8 protein-coding genes are annotated in these 17,221 nt (G+C 34.9%); 2 read left to right on the forward strand and 6 right to left on the reverse strand.

Annotated elements, in window-relative coordinates; all coding sequences use genetic code 11:
• Positions 1–24 precede the first annotated feature (24 nt).
• From ACULEU_RS07980 to ACULEU_RS07990, 3 genes are all read right to left on the reverse strand, one after another.
• Positions 25–3,189 carry a glycosidase gene (locus ACULEU_RS07980; RefSeq protein ID WP_445452074.1) on the reverse strand — a complete coding sequence of 1,055 codons (3,165 nt, stop codon included), beginning with the start codon at positions 3,187–3,189 and terminating at the stop codon, positions 25–27.
• Positions 3,190–3,537: 348 nt separating this feature from the next.
• The gene (locus tag ACULEU_RS07985; RefSeq protein ID WP_445452075.1) at positions 3,538–6,369 is read right to left on the reverse strand and encodes a triple tyrosine motif-containing protein; all 2,832 of its coding nucleotides are present in this window, start codon (positions 6,367–6,369) and stop codon (positions 3,538–3,540) included.
• A gap of 130 nt (positions 6,370–6,499) precedes the next feature.
• Positions 6,500–7,897: a T9SS type A sorting domain-containing protein gene (locus ACULEU_RS07990; RefSeq protein ID WP_445452076.1), complete on the reverse strand. Its 1,398-nt coding sequence runs from the start codon at positions 7,895–7,897 to the stop codon at positions 6,500–6,502.
• A gap of 427 nt (positions 7,898–8,324) precedes the next feature.
• Here ACULEU_RS07990 and uvrA point away from each other — a divergent pair, with 427 nt between their 5' ends.
• On the forward strand, positions 8,325–11,114 hold the full coding sequence (gene uvrA, locus ACULEU_RS07995; RefSeq protein WP_445452077.1) for an excinuclease ABC subunit UvrA: 2,790 nt from the start codon (positions 8,325–8,327) through the stop codon (positions 11,112–11,114).
• Positions 11,115–11,161: 47 nt separating this feature from the next.
• Here uvrA and ACULEU_RS08000 read toward each other — a convergent pair whose 3' ends face one another.
• Entirely contained in the window at positions 11,162–12,349 is a 1,188-nt protein-coding gene (locus ACULEU_RS08000; RefSeq protein WP_445452078.1) for a M28 family peptidase, read from the reverse strand.
• Between the two features lie 283 nt (positions 12,350–12,632).
• Between ACULEU_RS08000 and ACULEU_RS08005 the strand changes: the two genes are divergently transcribed.
• A complete protein-coding gene (locus ACULEU_RS08005) occupies positions 12,633–13,238 on the forward strand; it encodes a hypothetical protein (RefSeq protein WP_445452079.1) in 606 nt (201 codons plus the stop codon).
• Between the two features lie 101 nt (positions 13,239–13,339).
• Here the strand turns inward: ACULEU_RS08005 and ACULEU_RS08010 are convergent, their stop codons facing one another.
• Complete coding sequence (locus ACULEU_RS08010; protein ID WP_445452080.1) at positions 13,340–14,992, reverse strand: MFS transporter; 1,653 nt, start codon at positions 14,990–14,992, stop codon at positions 13,340–13,342.
• A gap of 20 nt (positions 14,993–15,012) precedes the next feature.
• Positions 15,013–17,115: a glycoside hydrolase family 97 protein gene (locus ACULEU_RS08015; RefSeq protein ID WP_445452081.1), complete on the reverse strand. Its 2,103-nt coding sequence runs from the start codon at positions 17,113–17,115 to the stop codon at positions 15,013–15,015.
• Positions 17,116–17,221: the final 106 nt, after the last annotated feature.

The following is a 17,221-nucleotide window of genomic DNA, read 5'->3' on the forward strand; positions in this document are numbered from 1 at the left end:
ATAAAAATTTAAAATAAACCGTTATTATTTGCCAATATTGATTTGAATATAGGTTCTAAATTCCCATTCACTACCATCAGGAAAACCAACAGGACTAATAATAGGCTCTGTTTCAAATTCCGCAGTCGTATTTGGAGAATATCTAGGAGAATATTGATCTAAACCTCTCCACGTACCTCTCACACCAATTCTTGTATTTGGTAAAATAAACCAATCTGGTTTTCCTAAACTCAAAGAAACATCGAGCATGGTTTGTACAGGGAACGTTAAGTTGAAATCTCTATGATAGTCAAATGGTCCCCAATCGTTAAGCTTAAGCGCATACATCAGTTTCCATTTTTTATAGATCGTTCTTACATCAAATCCAAATCGGTTGATGGTTCTTTCAGAATCTCCATTGGCTTGTCCGTTACCAATATAAAAATTAGCAATTATACCAAGGTCAGGGCTGATTTTTGATACCATTCTAGAATTTACTTCCCATAAATCCTCTGCTGGCGTAGAAGTGGCAAAGGCAAAGAACGAACGATCCGCTAAGAAACCGATATGAGCATCCGTAGTAGTAGGTAGTCTTCTGTAAACAAATCCTAAATTCATTGCAAACTTGGCATCTTCTGATCTATCATTATCCCATTCATACATCCATGTGCCAGGAGTTTGATCAAAAGTAATTAACATCTCATAACCATACATTTCTCTGTTACCGTTTCTTACTGCAAATGGATCATCAATAAAGTTTCTTAATCTGGCAGGACCTCCATAATTATTAGGAATTGCTGCAACCAAAGGTGATTGGTACATGAAATTTGGAGCTATTTGAAATTTTCCAAAAGAGTATGTTAGACCAGACAATAAATTGACCATATTACCACTACCAGAATCTTTCAATTTCCAGCCTGTATACGTTTGTGTTTGGTCTGCACCACCGCCAGCTACCAAACCTAAGTAAGATCCTTGTCCATACCAATTGAATTTACCTCCTTGATACGTCAATTTAAACTTACCACCCCAATTATCACTGGTTTTAATTTTATCTTCTACAACAACTCCATTATCATTGATGTCTTGATAAGAACTTCCATTTAGTGGATTTCCTCCCCAAATACCTCCTACAGCAATACCGAATTTTCCAAATTTTCTTTCAACAGCTAGAGTAGCGCGCTGAGTTACCCATGGTGGAATAACCCCTGAACGCAGTTGATTTTGGTTTAATACACGTCGACCTGTTTCATCAAATCTAACATCTGTATTAAAATCTCTGTGATAGATACCCGTTACATCCCATTTGCCAAACTTGCGTTGGTATTTTAATAAAGCCGTTGGATTGGCACCCCACCATAATTGAGGACCAGCTGCAAATTTCAAACCTTTAAAAGCTCCTTTTGCTTCAAATTCTATCCCAGAAATTTCACCGTTATATATATCTAAATTAGGGCCATAATTGGCTTCTGGATACAATCCAAAAAAGTCTCCTTCGTAGCCCCAGTGATAGTGACCGGTTCTATAAAAGCCTTTTAAATCAAACTCTTTTTCGTTCCATTCAAATTCTGCTTGATACACTCTAACCCTTTGAATATCATTTAATACAACATTAGTTTCATCCTCACCATTTACACCTACAAAAGTGGAACGTCTTCCAACATTTTCGTAAAAAATTTCATCGATAGGGTTTTCAGCTACATTTCCAAGTACGTTAAAAGTAACTTCAGCTCTCATGTTTGCTGATGGTTTTCCTTCAACACCTATAAAATAAGATTGCATATGATCAAAACCTAGTTTATTGGGGTAAGAAGTACCATCAGGATCCGCTGATTCAGGGGTTGTAATTAAACTACCTCCTGTATTAAAGGTAGTAAACTCAGCTCTTAAACTACTAATTTTTATCATATCACCATCATTACCTTGTAATGCTGCTTTATCACCTCTTGCACGCAAAGCAGCATCCATAAGTTGTGCTTTCTCAAAATGACTATTAATTGCAGTTTTGGAAACAGCCTCTGCATAAGGATTGAATTGGTGTAATTCTTTTAAAACGTAATAAGCTGCACGAGGATACAATTGATATAAACCTTTATCGTTTGTTGGTCCTTTTGCACAGATTCCGAACCATTCTTCGTTCATGTTGTTTTGACCTTCTATAAAATCTTTTTGATAACCTCCGTTTGACCATGAAGCATTAGCATCATGTATATCTAAATTTTTTGTTTGTCCAAATTTCCACCAACCATCACTAAATTGAAAAGTAAAACCACCTAAGCTATTTCCTGCTTTCCCCATTCCGGCAGCATTCTCATATATCTCTTTCCAATTTCCTTTAAGATAAAAAGCTTGTGCATTTTGATCCTCTTGATTAGTTTGCACATTAAAAGCGTCAGAACCAAACTCTGTAAGCAAAACAGGTTTTCCATACTCTTTTTTAACGCGCTCGAATAAATCCCCAAATGAAACACCTCTATATACATTGGTTCCAAAAATGTCCACATCTTTACATTCTTTTGCAATAATGTCCAAGAACAATAAATCTCCATTACAAATAGCAATAGGATGTGAAGAATCTTCAGCTTTCATAGCAACTACAGCTTCGTTAAAAAGCTTATACATTGATTGCGCTCTAACCGTTGACTTTCTGTCTTTTATAGGAATATTTTCAGTCTCAGCGCCATCCCAAAATAAACCATAGTTATTTTCATTTCCGAGTAGAAACAAGAGAAGTCCTTTTGTATCTTTATATTCTGAAGCCATTTGCTTAGTTTCAGATAACAATAATGCTTTAGTTTTAGGGTTGGAATACTCAGTATTTGGCGTCCATACACCATCTAATGTCAATCCGTATCTTCCGAAGGAATGGTTAAGCATCGTGTAAATGCCATAATTTGTGTAGATATATTCAATCCATTTCTTTGGCATACCGGAATACACTCTAATTGTATTAACCCCCATATTTTTGAGCAGTCCCATTTCCTCATCTAGCGCTTGCTGTATAGTTTGATCCGATTGTTTCCATAAACTATAGTTGTAGTTTGTACCTATTGGAAAATAATCCCAGTTCATACCATTGACAATAAAATCTTTGCCGTCAACGGTAAGCTTCATTCCATCGTTATTTGATGAAACCACTACTTTGTTGCCTTGTGAAAAAATAGAACTTGAAAAAGTAATAAGGGTTAATAATAAAATAATTTTTTTCATGTTTTGAGAATGTTGGTTTTAGGAAATAATTTTAATCTTGAGAATGATGTAATGCAATGAGTTTAACTAATTCGGTAAATAATTATACATAACGATTTATTATCTTGTTTTTTTTAAACTATTACTAAAAATTTGATATAAATTTTATGATTTTGTAAATTTACATTTTTATGTTTTTCCAATAGAAAGAAATAAATTATACAAACTATACAAGCAGGTATTTGACAAAAAAAAGTCTACAATGACTAATTTTAGTTATGTTTCAATAGTTAGTATTCGTTAATTACTGCACTGTAATCATCGCTATGTATAGTTGATGTATAGTTAAATTCTAGATTTCAAAGAAATTTAAATAGAAAGAATATACTCAACTAAACCTTTTTCGTGCGGTAAATCCATTTTTTTACGCAAACGATATCGTTTGATTTCAACGCTTCGTACAGAAATATTCAATAATGGGGCAATTTCTTTTGAAGATAAATTCAATCTTAAGTAGGCACAAAGTCGTAAATCGTTTGGTGTTAATGAAGGATGTGCTTGTTTAACCTTCTTTAAGAAATCTTTATCAGCTATATCAAACGCCTCTTTAAAAGCATTCCATGCATTATCAACAGATATGTTTTTGTTAATTGTTGTTGTGATTACAGACTTAATACTTCTTGAACTAGTTTCATCCGAAGAGTGTTTTAAATCCTCTTTAATTAATGCTAACAGCTCGTCTTTTTTTATTAAACTCATAGTAGAAATGGCAAGCTCTCTGCTCTTTTCGTTAACATCTAAAGACAACTGTTCGTTTCGCAATTTCATTAATTGTTGCTCATTTTCCAGTTCTTTGATTTCCAATAAAAGATTATTTTCATCAATTAATTTTTTCTTTTGCTTAAAGTAGTATTTCTCATAAGCCCTATTGATGTAATAGGCTATAATGCAAAACAATAAAAAGTAAACAATTAAAGCTAAATTGGTTAAATACCACGGCTTGTTAATTGTGAATTTATAAACTGCAAGATTTTCAGTTTGAGAATTAACTACCTTGGAACGCACTTTAAAAGTATACTCTCCAGGTGATAAATTTTTAAAACTAACAGATGAATTTGAGCTCCATCCACTCCACTTTTCCTGAAAGCCTTCAAGCAGATATTCATACTCGGCAATAATATATTTATTATATTCAGGAACAGTATAACTTATGGTTATGTTATTTTCATCATGCGAAAAGTTACCTGGCTCAGCAATTGAATAACTTGTCTGTTTTTCATTGAGCTTATTGATACTTATATCTGAAATAGCCACATTGTGGTTCTTAAAACTTAAATCATTAATGTTAAAGGTATAATACCCATCAGTAGTTCCAATAAGGTATTGAGAATTAGAAAGCTGTGTAATATTTTCATAACCTAACATCGAGTTGGTAATCGAGGCCGGAATTGAAATTACATTCTTTTTTAAATCAGAGCTTAATTTATTTACGCTGAAATAGTTGATATGATTTTTTGTGAATACCCATAATTTGTTGGTGATATCGAGGATCAACTTTCCCGACGTATATTCTCCATTTTCAAAAACAGTACTTGATAAAGCATCTTTTTCAAACTGTTTTGTTTTTTGGTTTAACTTAAATATTCCGTCTTTATTAGCGTAATAAATTGAATTGTTAAACTTTGACAATCCGGCATTCTTTCCTTTGATTGGGTATTTATAAGCAAATAGTTTTGTGCCTTTTCTGAAGCCAGAATCTAACTGAAATCTAAAAATACTTTTATATTCATGACTTACATAGACCTCATTTGAATTAGTAATTTCAAAATATTTAGAGGAATAATTAAATCCAGAGATTTTGTTTCTAAAAACCCATTGATTATTAACTTTTTCTAAAACAGAAATACCATAGTAGTTTCCTTGAAGGATGTAATTGCTTTTACTGGGGACAACTTCAAATTTCCAAGTTCCCGATTGAGAATAAATTAATTTGGATAAACCGCCGTCAATTATATAAGTTCCTGAATCATGACCGCAAAAGAGAGTTCCTTCATGAATAAAAAGTGACCAAACCTGTCCTTTGGTTCCATTGATAAATTTGAATTGGCTATCATTTGCATAATCTTTATAAAATAAGCCTTGATTGGTTCCAACATACAATTTTCCTTGGTGCAGAATAGAAGCATAAACGGTACCAAGCATGCCTGTATCATCAAGAAAACTTCTGATTGGGGATTGTAAATTAATACAATCAATTCCATTATCTAAACCAATCCATAAATTTCTATCAGCATCCTCAAGTATTGATAAAGCGGTATTGTTGGATAGCCCTTTGTTCTGCGTTATGTGGTACTTAACTTTACCATTTGGGGTCAGTATGAATACGCCATTTGATATGGTTCCTATAGCAAAACTATTATCCTTTAACATTTGACTGCTATAGATGCTACTTGCTGCTATTTCTGCATCAGCCTCCGTGTTGAATTTGAATAAGTTACCGCTTATTAATTTATAAAATCCATTGAATTGAGTGTGTATTAACAACCCTTCATCAACGGCAAAAATATTAACGATTTTATTGTTTTTTAAAATGGAATTATTGGCAACTAACTTACTCGTGCCATTTTCAATTTCGAACAAATCCAAATTAACAGTCTGATAAAATATGGAATTAGCTGCTTTGAAAGACTTTAAAATATTGCTTTGGGGTATTACAATTTTAAAATTATTGGATTTTGTATCATAAATATATATTCTATTTAGAGATTGTATTATTACCCATTGTTCATAATTTAAGATGTTCCAAAACTGTTCATCGACTAAAATTTTCGATTTGATTTTGCGACTTAAAGAAGTATACTTCAATCTTCCATTACTTTGTCTTTCCCAAAAGCCGAACTCCATATAGCAGCCCGTATAAATTTTGTCTCCAATTACTTTTACCGACCTCATAATGGTTTCATTAGGAGACCGGTGAAGTATCCAATTTGAACCGTTAAATTCTAATAAACCATCATTGTTTGCAATATAGATATATTGATTTTTATCCTGAGAAATCATCCAATTTTGATTTCCTGCCTTATAAACTGACGTATTGTATTTTACAATTGGCGGAAAATCCTGTGCATGAGCAATACTAGATAGCACCAGTAAAAGTGCTATGCTTAACGATTTTAAGAATGGATAGTTTTTAGTCGCCATAGGATAACTTTAGTGCAGATTTTACAATGAAACAAATTGAATTACTTCCACAAATTAAGCATTAAATGAAGAATATAAATAGAAAAGCACGAAATAAATCTCGTGCTTTTCAAATCTAATTAACTTAAAATTATTCTTTAATAAATCTCGACGAAGAAACAGTTCCACCAATAGTAGTTTTTACAACGTAAACTCCAACTTGAAGATTAGTAACATCGATAGAAACAAGCTCTTTGTTAGGAACTTCAGAAATTACTTGTTGTCCTAAAACATTATAGATAGCAACTTTTTCAATGCTTGAAACTGATTCAATGTTTAAAACATTAGTTGCTGGATTTGGATACATTTTAACTATTGGAGCTACATTCTCATCAATACCTAGAACTGTATTTTTGTGTAAATATAAGTTATCATAATATACCGTTCCTAAATTTGAAGTAATTACGAACTGTGCTAAATCACCAACTCCAGGACATCCATTTCCAGGAGGCGTATTAATACAGTTAAATGTTGGTGCTGAGAATGGCAAATCAATTGAAATCCATGTTCCTTCTGATCCACTTGTCAAGACATTTGCATTAGTAGCGGTATATTCATAGGCATTGGTTTCACCATTGGTACCACCCCAGTTAGAAAACTTAAAACTAAAAACTTTGTCTTGTGTGGTTGTTGGTGTCCAAATATCAATATGGAAACGTGTAAAGTCGTTTGCGTCAATTCTACCTGCTAAAAAGGCGATTCCTTCGCAACCTAAACCTGTAATTTTATTGGTATCATTACCTGCTACTTGAATTAATGTAGTTGAAGCTGAACACCAAGATGTGTTAAAAGTATTATCATTAGATGGCTGACCATCTGCACCAGCGTAATTTAAAGTGGCGACAGAGGCATAAGCATCGCTAAATATTGACTTTACATCAGCAACGGGTCTGTTCGGAGGAGTTGGTGCTGCTGTAGTTGGTACTAGTTCTGCTACAATTGGTGTAGCTTCGCTTGTAATGTTGTCCACATACAAGGTAAAATTACCTGGAGGACTTAAAAACCCAGCATTATTTGGATTCCAATTCGGGAACAATACTAGATTGCCATAACTTCCATTTGCTGTAGCGGTATTGTCCAAACCTTGTGTAAAGGTAAACGTTAAAGTCTGCCATGCATTAGGAGTGGTGTAGTTCTGTGAAGCTCCTGAATTCGGCGCTCCTGTTCCTCCTTCAACTTTAGCAAGCATCGTGAATGCCTGAGTAGAAAAGACATCAATTGACATTGTTTTGTCAGTAGTTAATTTAAATTTGTTAACCAACTGAATAATTTCGCATCCCTGATATACTTCTCCTGTAGAAGCACTAGTAAGGCTCAAACTATTTAACCTTGTGCCTCCTGGAGCTGGATCAGTGACGATAGAACCAGTAAGACCCGCAAAAATATTGAGGTTGTAAGATGTTGGTGTCTCAAAATTTTGAACAACTACTTGTTGCGCAATACTCAAGAAGGTTGAAAAAAGAAAAAACAAAAGAGTAATTTTTTTCATAATAGTATTTTTTTAGATTTAATAAGAACAAATATAACGGAGATGTTGTATAAATATTTTTTAAGCTACTATATAAAAACTATACAACATCAATTATGACTAAAACGTTTGAAATAAGGGCTTAAACCAAAAAATGATTAGACAATTTATGATTTAATTTTTATAGAAAACTAATAAATGTTATGGTAATGTTGTGGTAAAATGAATACTTGAGAGACTTAATAAAAATTCTAAATCTTAAATTCGGCAATAAATTAACCTAAAAAAAGCATTTTATATAAATATGGTTCACTATTTCAGGCATTTTAATAAATATCAAACATACATATTGCTACTATTTTAACATCAAATAGCTCCAATCTATGATAGCCTTAGATAGTTTCTCTGTGTAGAAATGAGTATCTTTGCCGACATTAACTTTTTTGCTATGAAGAGTTCCGAGATTGCTACTTTAGAACCTAAGAAAAACATCCTCATTAAGGGTGCTCAAATCCATAATTTAAAAAATTTGGATGTTGTGATTCCGAGAAATGAATTGGTTGTAATCACCGGATTATCTGGTTCCGGGAAATCCAGTTTGGCATTTGATACGCTCTATGCGGAAGGGCAAAGACGCTATGTGGAAAGCTTGTCGTCTTATGCACGACAGTTTTTAGGAAGACTCGACAAGCCTAAAGTTGAGTACATCAAAGGAATTGCGCCGGCAATCGCTATCGAACAAAAAGTAAATACTACCAATGCTCGTTCGACGGTGGGTACTTCTACCGAAATTTATGATTATTTGAAGCTGCTTTTTGCTCGAATTGGTAAAACGTTTTCTCCAATTTCAGGGAATGAAGTCAAAAAGGATAATGTTACCGATGTCATAGCGAAAGTAAAAACGTTTCCTATTGACAGCAAGTGGCTCCTACTTTCCCCTATTTATTTGGAAGAAGGCAGAGCTCTAGAAGATAAGCTAAAAGTCCTTTTACAGCAAGGTTTTGCGCGTATTTTAGTCGATAACGAAATGGTGCGCTTAGACGAAATCAAACAGCATTCCCTGCATAATAAGGATATTTTACTGATTATTGACCGAATTGTAGTTAAAGAAGAAGAAGAGTTTTATAACCGATTGGCCGATGCTACCCAAACCGCTTTCTTTGAAGGCAAAGGTGTTTGCTATTTGCAGGAGTTGGAACATAATACACGTTTAACGTTTAGCGCTAATTTCGAATTAGATGGTATGATATTTTTGGAGCCGAATATTCACTTGTTTAGTTTTAACAATCCTTACGGAGCTTGCCCAGTCTGCGAGGGTTATGGAAACATTATCGGCATCGATGAAGAATTGGTTATTCCCAATACAGCCCTTTCTGTGTTTGAAAATGCTGTTTTCCCATGGCGTGGCGAAAGTATGAGCTGGTATCGTGATCAATTGGTAAACAATGCTTATAAATTTGATTTCCCTATTCACAAGCCTTATTTTGAACTAACCGAAGAGCAACAGGAGTTGGTTTGGAAAGGAAATGCCTATTTCACTGGTTTAGATGACTTTTTCAAGGAGTTAGAAGAAAAAAATTATAAAATTCAAAACCGTGTAATGTTATCGCGGTATCGCGGTAAAACCAAATGTACGGCTTGTAAAGGCAAGCGTTTACGCAAGGAAACTAATTATATTACCGTTGGTGGAAAAACCATATCTGAATTGGTCGACCTTTCAATCAAAAGATTGATTCCTTTTTTTACCGAACTTACACTTTCTGAATACGACCTAAAAGTTGCCAAACGCCTTCTGATTGAAATCAACAACCGATTGGCATTCCTTAGTGATGTTGGTTTGGATTATCTGACCTTAAATCGAAATTCGGCTACGCTTTCTGGCGGTGAATCCCAACGTATTAACCTAGCTACTTCTCTAGGAAGCAGTTTGGTAGGTTCTATGTACATCCTAGATGAACCTAGTATTGGTTTGCATCCAAAAGATACGGAACGCTTGATTAAGGTCTTGAAGAATCTACGCGATTTGGGCAATACTGTCATTGTGGTAGAACATGATGAAGACATTATGAAAGCAGCCGACCGTATTATTGATATTGGCCCGGAAGCCGGAACTTTTGGAGGAGAATTAGTCGCCGAAGGTACTTTTGATGAGATCCTTCAAGCCGATTCCTTAACGGCAAAATACCTAAACGGTCAATTAGAAATTGCGGTACCCAACAAACGCAGAAAGTCGAATAATTTCATCGAAATCAAAGGAGCTCGAGAAAACAATCTGCAGAATGTAGACGTTACTTTTCCACTTGAAAGTTTGACTGTTATTACCGGAGTTTCGGGTAGTGGAAAAAGTACGTTGGTAAAGAAAATCCTTTTTCCAGCCATGCAAAAGAAGCTGGAAGGTATTGGCGACAAAGCGGGGCAATTCAGTGAACTTACCGGAAGTTTTGCTCATATCAAACATATTGAATACGTAGATCAAAATCCTATCGGAAGAAGCTCGCGCTCTAATCCGGTTACATATATTAAAGCTTACGACGATATTAGAGATTTATATTCCAAAGAAAAACTATCTAAAATTAGAGGCTATCAGGCCAAACATTTTTCTTTTAATGTAGACGGAGGACGTTGCGAAACCTGTAAAGGCGAAGGTTCTATCAATGTGGAAATGGTATTTATGGCTGATGTTTCTCTGCCTTGCGATACCTGTGGCGGAAAACGTTTTAAGAAAGAAGTACTCGAAGTAGCTTTTGAAGGCAAAAACATCGATGATATCCTGACGATGACTATTGATGATGCTATAGCCTTTTTTACCGAATTTAAACAGACCAAAATCACTCAAAAACTACAACCCCTTCAAGATGTAGGTCTGGGATATGTTCAATTAGGACAGTCCTCTTCTACCCTTTCCGGTGGTGAGGCGCAACGTATTAAATTAGCCTCGTTTCTGGTCAAAGGCGTTACCAAAGAAAAAGCCCTTTTTGTATTTGATGAACCCACTACCGGTTTGCATTTTCATGATATTAAAAAGCTATTGGCTTCTTTTGATGCTTTGATAGATAAAGGTCATTCTATCATTGTTATTGAACATAATCTCGACTTAATCAAATGTGCCGATTGGATTGTGGATTTGGGTCCCGAAGGAGGCGAAAACGGTGGACAAATACTTGCAATCGGAACTCCTGAAGATATTGTAAAAAATAAGAAATCCGTAACCGGATATTATCTGAAAGATAAATTATAATAAAAAAGCCTCTCTATGGAGAGGCTTTTTTATTGGTGGAAATTTCATTATTCTACTATAATCTTCTTCGTTATTTTCTTTGTTCCGGTTTGGAGTACTGCTAAATATATACCTTTTGCCAATCCTTGTAATGAAATTGTTTCTACTAAAGAAGCGTTCTCTATTTCCTTTGTCAAAACCGCTTTTCCTTGCAAATCCAGCATCGAAAAAGTATATTTTGTCTCTTTTAATGACCCTAAACTTATATGCAATGCATCTGTGGCCGGACTAGGAAAAAAAGAAACCTGATTCTCATTTTGAAATTCTTCACTTCCTAAAGCTGTGGTAGTTGCTTTAGCAAAATGTAATATCGCTCCCGTTGCTGCTTTTGCAATGTTATAAACATACACCGGATCCATGTTGATTAATAAATCGCTAGACGTATGTCGGTGTGGCGTTTCATTTTTTTCAAAAAAACCAGTGATTACTTCATTATTTTCCTCAAAAGGCAAATAATCAGAAGCATACGCATAACTTAAATAGGTGTTTAAGGGAGAATACAATTCCACGCAGGTCATTAATTCGTTGGTAATAATATTAGAGGCCGCATTGTTAGAAGTCGGACTTCCGGTATCACGCTCGCAAGTAATAGTATCATTGGTCATATCGGCTCTTCCTCCTACTTCATCAATATTAAAAACCAAACGAATATCCATTTTTGGCGAAGTAGCATTGACTACATTAGAAACAAAGTTTTGACTACCAATCAATCCGTCTTCCTCACCACTAAAATTGATGAATTTTATAGAATATTCTGTTGGAATCGTGCGCAATAAACGGGCTACTTCAAAAATAGTGACGATACCGCTACCGTTGTCATTGGTCCCTTTTCCGTTAATCGTATCGTAATGACCACATAAAATGATAAACTTGTTCGGATATAGCGTTCCAACCTTGGTTACAACCAAATTTTTGCAGGTAGTATTCCCATTACTAAAGCTGTATTCCTGCATTTGAGCTGCAGTATATCCATAACTTAAATATTCAGCCTTTAGCCAATTGAGCGTGTTTTGCAACGGTGTTGTACCTCTTCTTTTTACACCTAGATTTTCAAATTCAGTTAGATTGTTAAGGACATTGCTTTCGGAAACTTGCTCTACAATGTTGCCATAATAAGGAACATATTGTTGACTATATCCTTTTGTAACAAACAATAATAGTAGACTAAATGAAAATTGTAGTAGGTTTTTTTTCATTGATGGGTTAGGATTATATTATTCTTTTTAATCATAAATAGAAACAAATGTACTAAAAAAAACATCTAAAAAATAGATGTCCATCAATTTAAATGGATAACCACTACTGTAATTACATTCTTAATTTGCTGATTATCTTTAAGTTAATCTATATTAATCAAACCTTAAGAATTGAATTTGACACAATGGCACACCGTTTGGAATACGCTAAACAACAAAGCGAATTTGTTCGAAGCAGCTGAAAATCGGAAGAGTAAGCAAAAAACTCAAAATAAGCATGATTATGAAAAAAATTACCCTTTTAGTAGCTAGCATTTTACTGGTTGGAAGTGTAGCGAATGCATCAGAAATAATCACAACTTCTGATGAAGCCATGAGAACGAGATATAGCTTTGATGAGCCAATCTCTTTTACAGAACGAGGCATTGAGTTTTTCGTTTTTCCAAATGGAGAATTTGATTTTAATACGAGACCACAAGATAGTGAAGATGACTATTTTTATAAAGCAGCCGGAAAAAGAGGTGGTATTGCTCAAGGTAGGAGAACGTCAAACTATGGCACTCGAATAGAACATGATAGTTTTGGTAGAGTTAGAAGAGTTGGTAATACGTTTATCAACTACGACAGTAGAGACAGAGTAAGCCGTATTGGAACCGTCTATATGAAATACAACAGAACAGCATTGACCCAGATTGGTGGTATGCGAATTGTATACAATCGAAGAGGTGAAATAGTTGATACCATCGGACGAATCAAAGGGTACAACAACTCAGGGTATGCTTACAATTATGACGATTATAATAACTATACAGCGTCAACCCACAACGACAACGATTACTACTATTATAAAGCTGATGGTACTAAAGCAAAAGTAGAAAACGATAAATAAAGAAAATAAGGCTAAATTAAGATTGATTGGTTAGGTTTTGATGAAAAAATCCCGCAAAGTTGCAAGACGATGCGGGATTTTTGATTTTTATGATTATAAAATTAATGGCTTTCTTCCATTTCGATGCTATCAACATCAATGTTTTGTTTCTTAAGAATTCCCTTTACAAGAAAAGCAAAAAGTGTTAAATAAGCAAAGCAAACTACTGCAATAATATACGATTGGTGAATCCCTATGATATCGGATAATTTTCCTTGAATTGGCGGAATAATACCTCCTCCTAAAATCATCATAATCAAAAATGCTGATCCCTGAGAGGTATATTTTCCTAATCCAATTATAGACAAACTAAAAATGGCAGGCCACATAATACTGCAGGCCAAACCTCCGGCAAGGAAAGCATAAATAGCTATAGTTCCTGAAGAAAGCAAGCCGACAATCATAGCTATTATTCCGAAACTGCCAAAAATCATCAAGGTACGTGCAGGTTTATCTTTACTTAAAAAGAAGGCAGCAATTTGTATAAGAACACAAAAAACATAATAATACAATGGTTTCATATCTTTTCCTGAAAGTATATTAACTGCCAAGATAATTCCAAAGGCAATCAACGGAATAACAACCAATGCAATGGTTTTGCTATTTCCTTTCAGATTAAATACACTAATGGCTCCAGCCCATCGGCCGATCATCAAACTTCCCCAATACATCGAAACATAAGGAGCAATGTCTGACGATTGTAAGCTTCCAAATTCTTTTAAATTTAGTAAACTTCCCAAGTTACTTCCGATGGCTACTTCAACTCCGACGTATGTAAAAATGGCCAACATGCCCAAAACTAATTGCGGATATTGCATAGCACCCCAGCCTTCCGCTTTTTTCTGAGCTGCGGCATACGAAAATAATAAACCACATACAACAACAGCTAAGGCACCTAAAAGCCAATTCATTCTGTAGTGTTCCAAATTACTCATATCAGAATCACTAAAATCGGTTGCATCAATTTGATATGTTTTAAAAATCGGAATAAAACAAGCAGCCAATAAAATAGTCATTATTACTAATACCCACAGTGCTTTGTTAGCCTTTTCCATCTTCTCTTCAGAAATTCCTGAAGGTACCTTTTTTGAAAAATAAAATAATCCTGCAGCGGCGATAAATAGTAATCCAACACCAATATATAAAATAACGACTTTACTTAACTCTAGGCTTTTTATTTGATCTTCAGAAACAGAAGCAGCAGTTCCAAATAAGGCTAAAGCAACTACGATAGGTCCAATAGTAGTACCAAACGAATTGATTCCTCCACCAAGATTTACCCTACTTGCGCCTGTTTTAGGGTCACCAAGTAAAATTGCAAACGGATTAGCCGCTGTCTGTTGTAAAGAGAATCCAAGTGCCACAATAAATAATCCCACCAGCATTCCGGCATATAAATTGGCTTCAACAGCAACAATCATTGCTCCTGCTCCCAAAGCAGAGAACAAAAGCCCGTAAACAATGCTCTTTTTGTAACCCCATTTTCCAACAATATCGTTTCCACTCATATTTCCAAGCGCAAATAGCAATAAAGCACCAATATAATAAGCGGTATAGAATGCAAAGTCAACCAACTGCGATTGAAACTGATCTAAAGAAAAATAACTTTTACAAAAAGGGATAAAAATGCTGTTTCCAGCCGCTATAAATCCCCAAAAGAAAAAAACGGTAATTAAGGTATACAGTGCAGGATAATTGGTTTTAGTCGTACTCATAAATTATATTTTTTTGGTAGTTAGTTGATTGGTTGAAATGAAATAGCTGCTCCACCTCCTTGAGCCAAATGTAAATTAATTTTTGACTTTGAGGTAACTTGTATAGTTTTTATCATGTAGGATTTTGGATTTATCTTCCAATCTGCATCCTTACCATCCTGATAAATAGTAGCTTTATACTTTTTGTTTGGGGTTAAAAAATCTAAATTTATTTGCGTATCTCTTGCATTTTCATCTGTAATGGCGCCTAAAAACCAGTTCTCAGATTTTTTATCCTTACGAGCAACCGTAAGATAATCTCCGGGTTCTGCCTCAATATATTTAGAATCTTGCCAATCCACAGCTACATCTTTGATAAACTGGAAAGCATCAGGGTACTTTTCATAATTTTCAGGTAAGTCAGCCGCCATTTGTAAGGGAGAATACATCGTTACATACAAGGCCAGTTGTTTGGCTAAAGTAGTATGAACCTGAGCCGTTTTGGTTTTGTCGTAAATATTCATTTTAACTTCAAAAATGCCGGGCGTATAGTCCATTGGTCCTCCTAATAAGCGGGTAAAAGGGAGAATGGTTTCATGACTTGGTGGATTCCCATTACTCCATGCATTGAATTCATTTCCACGAGCTGCTTCAGCCGCAATATAATTTGGATACGTTCTGCTATAACCTGTTGGGCGGGAACTTTCATGAGAATTGACCATCATTTTATAATCTGCAAATCTTCTAGCTACCGCGTTGAAATGATTGACCATCGTTTGCCCATCGTGAAATTCACCACGCGGTATAATTCTGCCCACATAACCCGATTTAGCAGCAGGATAGCCGTATTTTTTCATCAACTCTAAAGCTCTGTCCAAATGTCTTTCATAGTTCGCCACAGATCCCGAAGTTTCATGGTGCATTATCATTTTAATTCCTTTCGACTTAGCGTACGTATTCACTTCTTCTAAATCAAAATCAGGATAAGGAGTTGTGAAATCAAATACTTCCTCTTTCCAATTACCAAACCAGTCTTCCCAGCCTACGTTCCAACCTTCGACCAAAACACCATCAAATCCATGCTTCGCAGCAAAATCGATATATCTTTTGGTATTAGCAGTAGTGGCACCATGCTTTCCGCTGGCAATTAATTCTTTAGACTCTGTATTCTGAGCATTTTGAGAACCTGCATAATCCCAAGTAGATTTTCCGACGTGCATTTCCCACCAAACTCCAACATATTTCATGGGTTTAATCCACGAAGTATCCTCAATCTTAGAAGGTTCGTTTAGGTTTAAAATCATTTTCGATCCCACAATATCTCGGGCATCACTACTTATCATAATGGTTCTCCAAGGCGAAACACAAGGTGTTTGCAAATACGCTTTATTACCAAGGGCATTCGGAACTAAATGTGATGTAAATTTGAACTCATTGGGCACCAAATCTAAATGCATGATGGGATAATTCACTACAGCAGCTTCAAAAATATTTAAATATACATTATCGGCAGATTTCATCATTATAGGCGATTGCACTATATATTTTCCAGCGATACTTTTGAGACCAATACCGTTATTTAAATCGATTTTATCCGTATTGATTTCAGAAAGTTTACTTTCTGTATAAGCATATTCCTGACTGTCAAAATCTCCGGGTAACCAAAAGGCTTTATGATTACCGGTTAAATGAAACTCCGATACTTCATCTGAAATTATAAAATAATTCAGCTTAGACTGTTTTGGAAAATCATAACGAAACGCTATTCCTTCGTTAAAAATCCTAAAAATGATATTCAAATTTCGATCAGAACTTTTTTGTTTTAAAGCGATTGTAAGTTCATTGTAATTATTTCTAATGGTAGATTGCTCCCCTAAAACGGGCGTCCAATAGGTATCAACAGTAGCTCCTCTACCTACACTGTCAATGGTAAAACCTGCAGTCAAATCGCCGCCTTCCTTGAGCTTGATTCCCAAAGAACTGGTTTTTACAATGGGCTTGTTTTTATAGGAAACTTGATAGGTTGGCTTTCCATCGGCTGATAAAGAAAAATCGAACTTAATAAATCCAGAAGGAGATGAAACACTTTGCGAATGCATTGATAATGTAGAAAGGAATATACCAAGAAATAGTAGTTTTTTCATATTTAATAGTAAAAAGAGAACACTTAATGATAGCGGTTATAATGGTAACGTAAAATTGGCTAAATATAGGAACTTTTTAAAAACAAATAATCCCGAATACTTCGGG

It is taken from the genome of Flavobacterium sp. 25HG05S-40 (genome assembly GCF_052654735.1).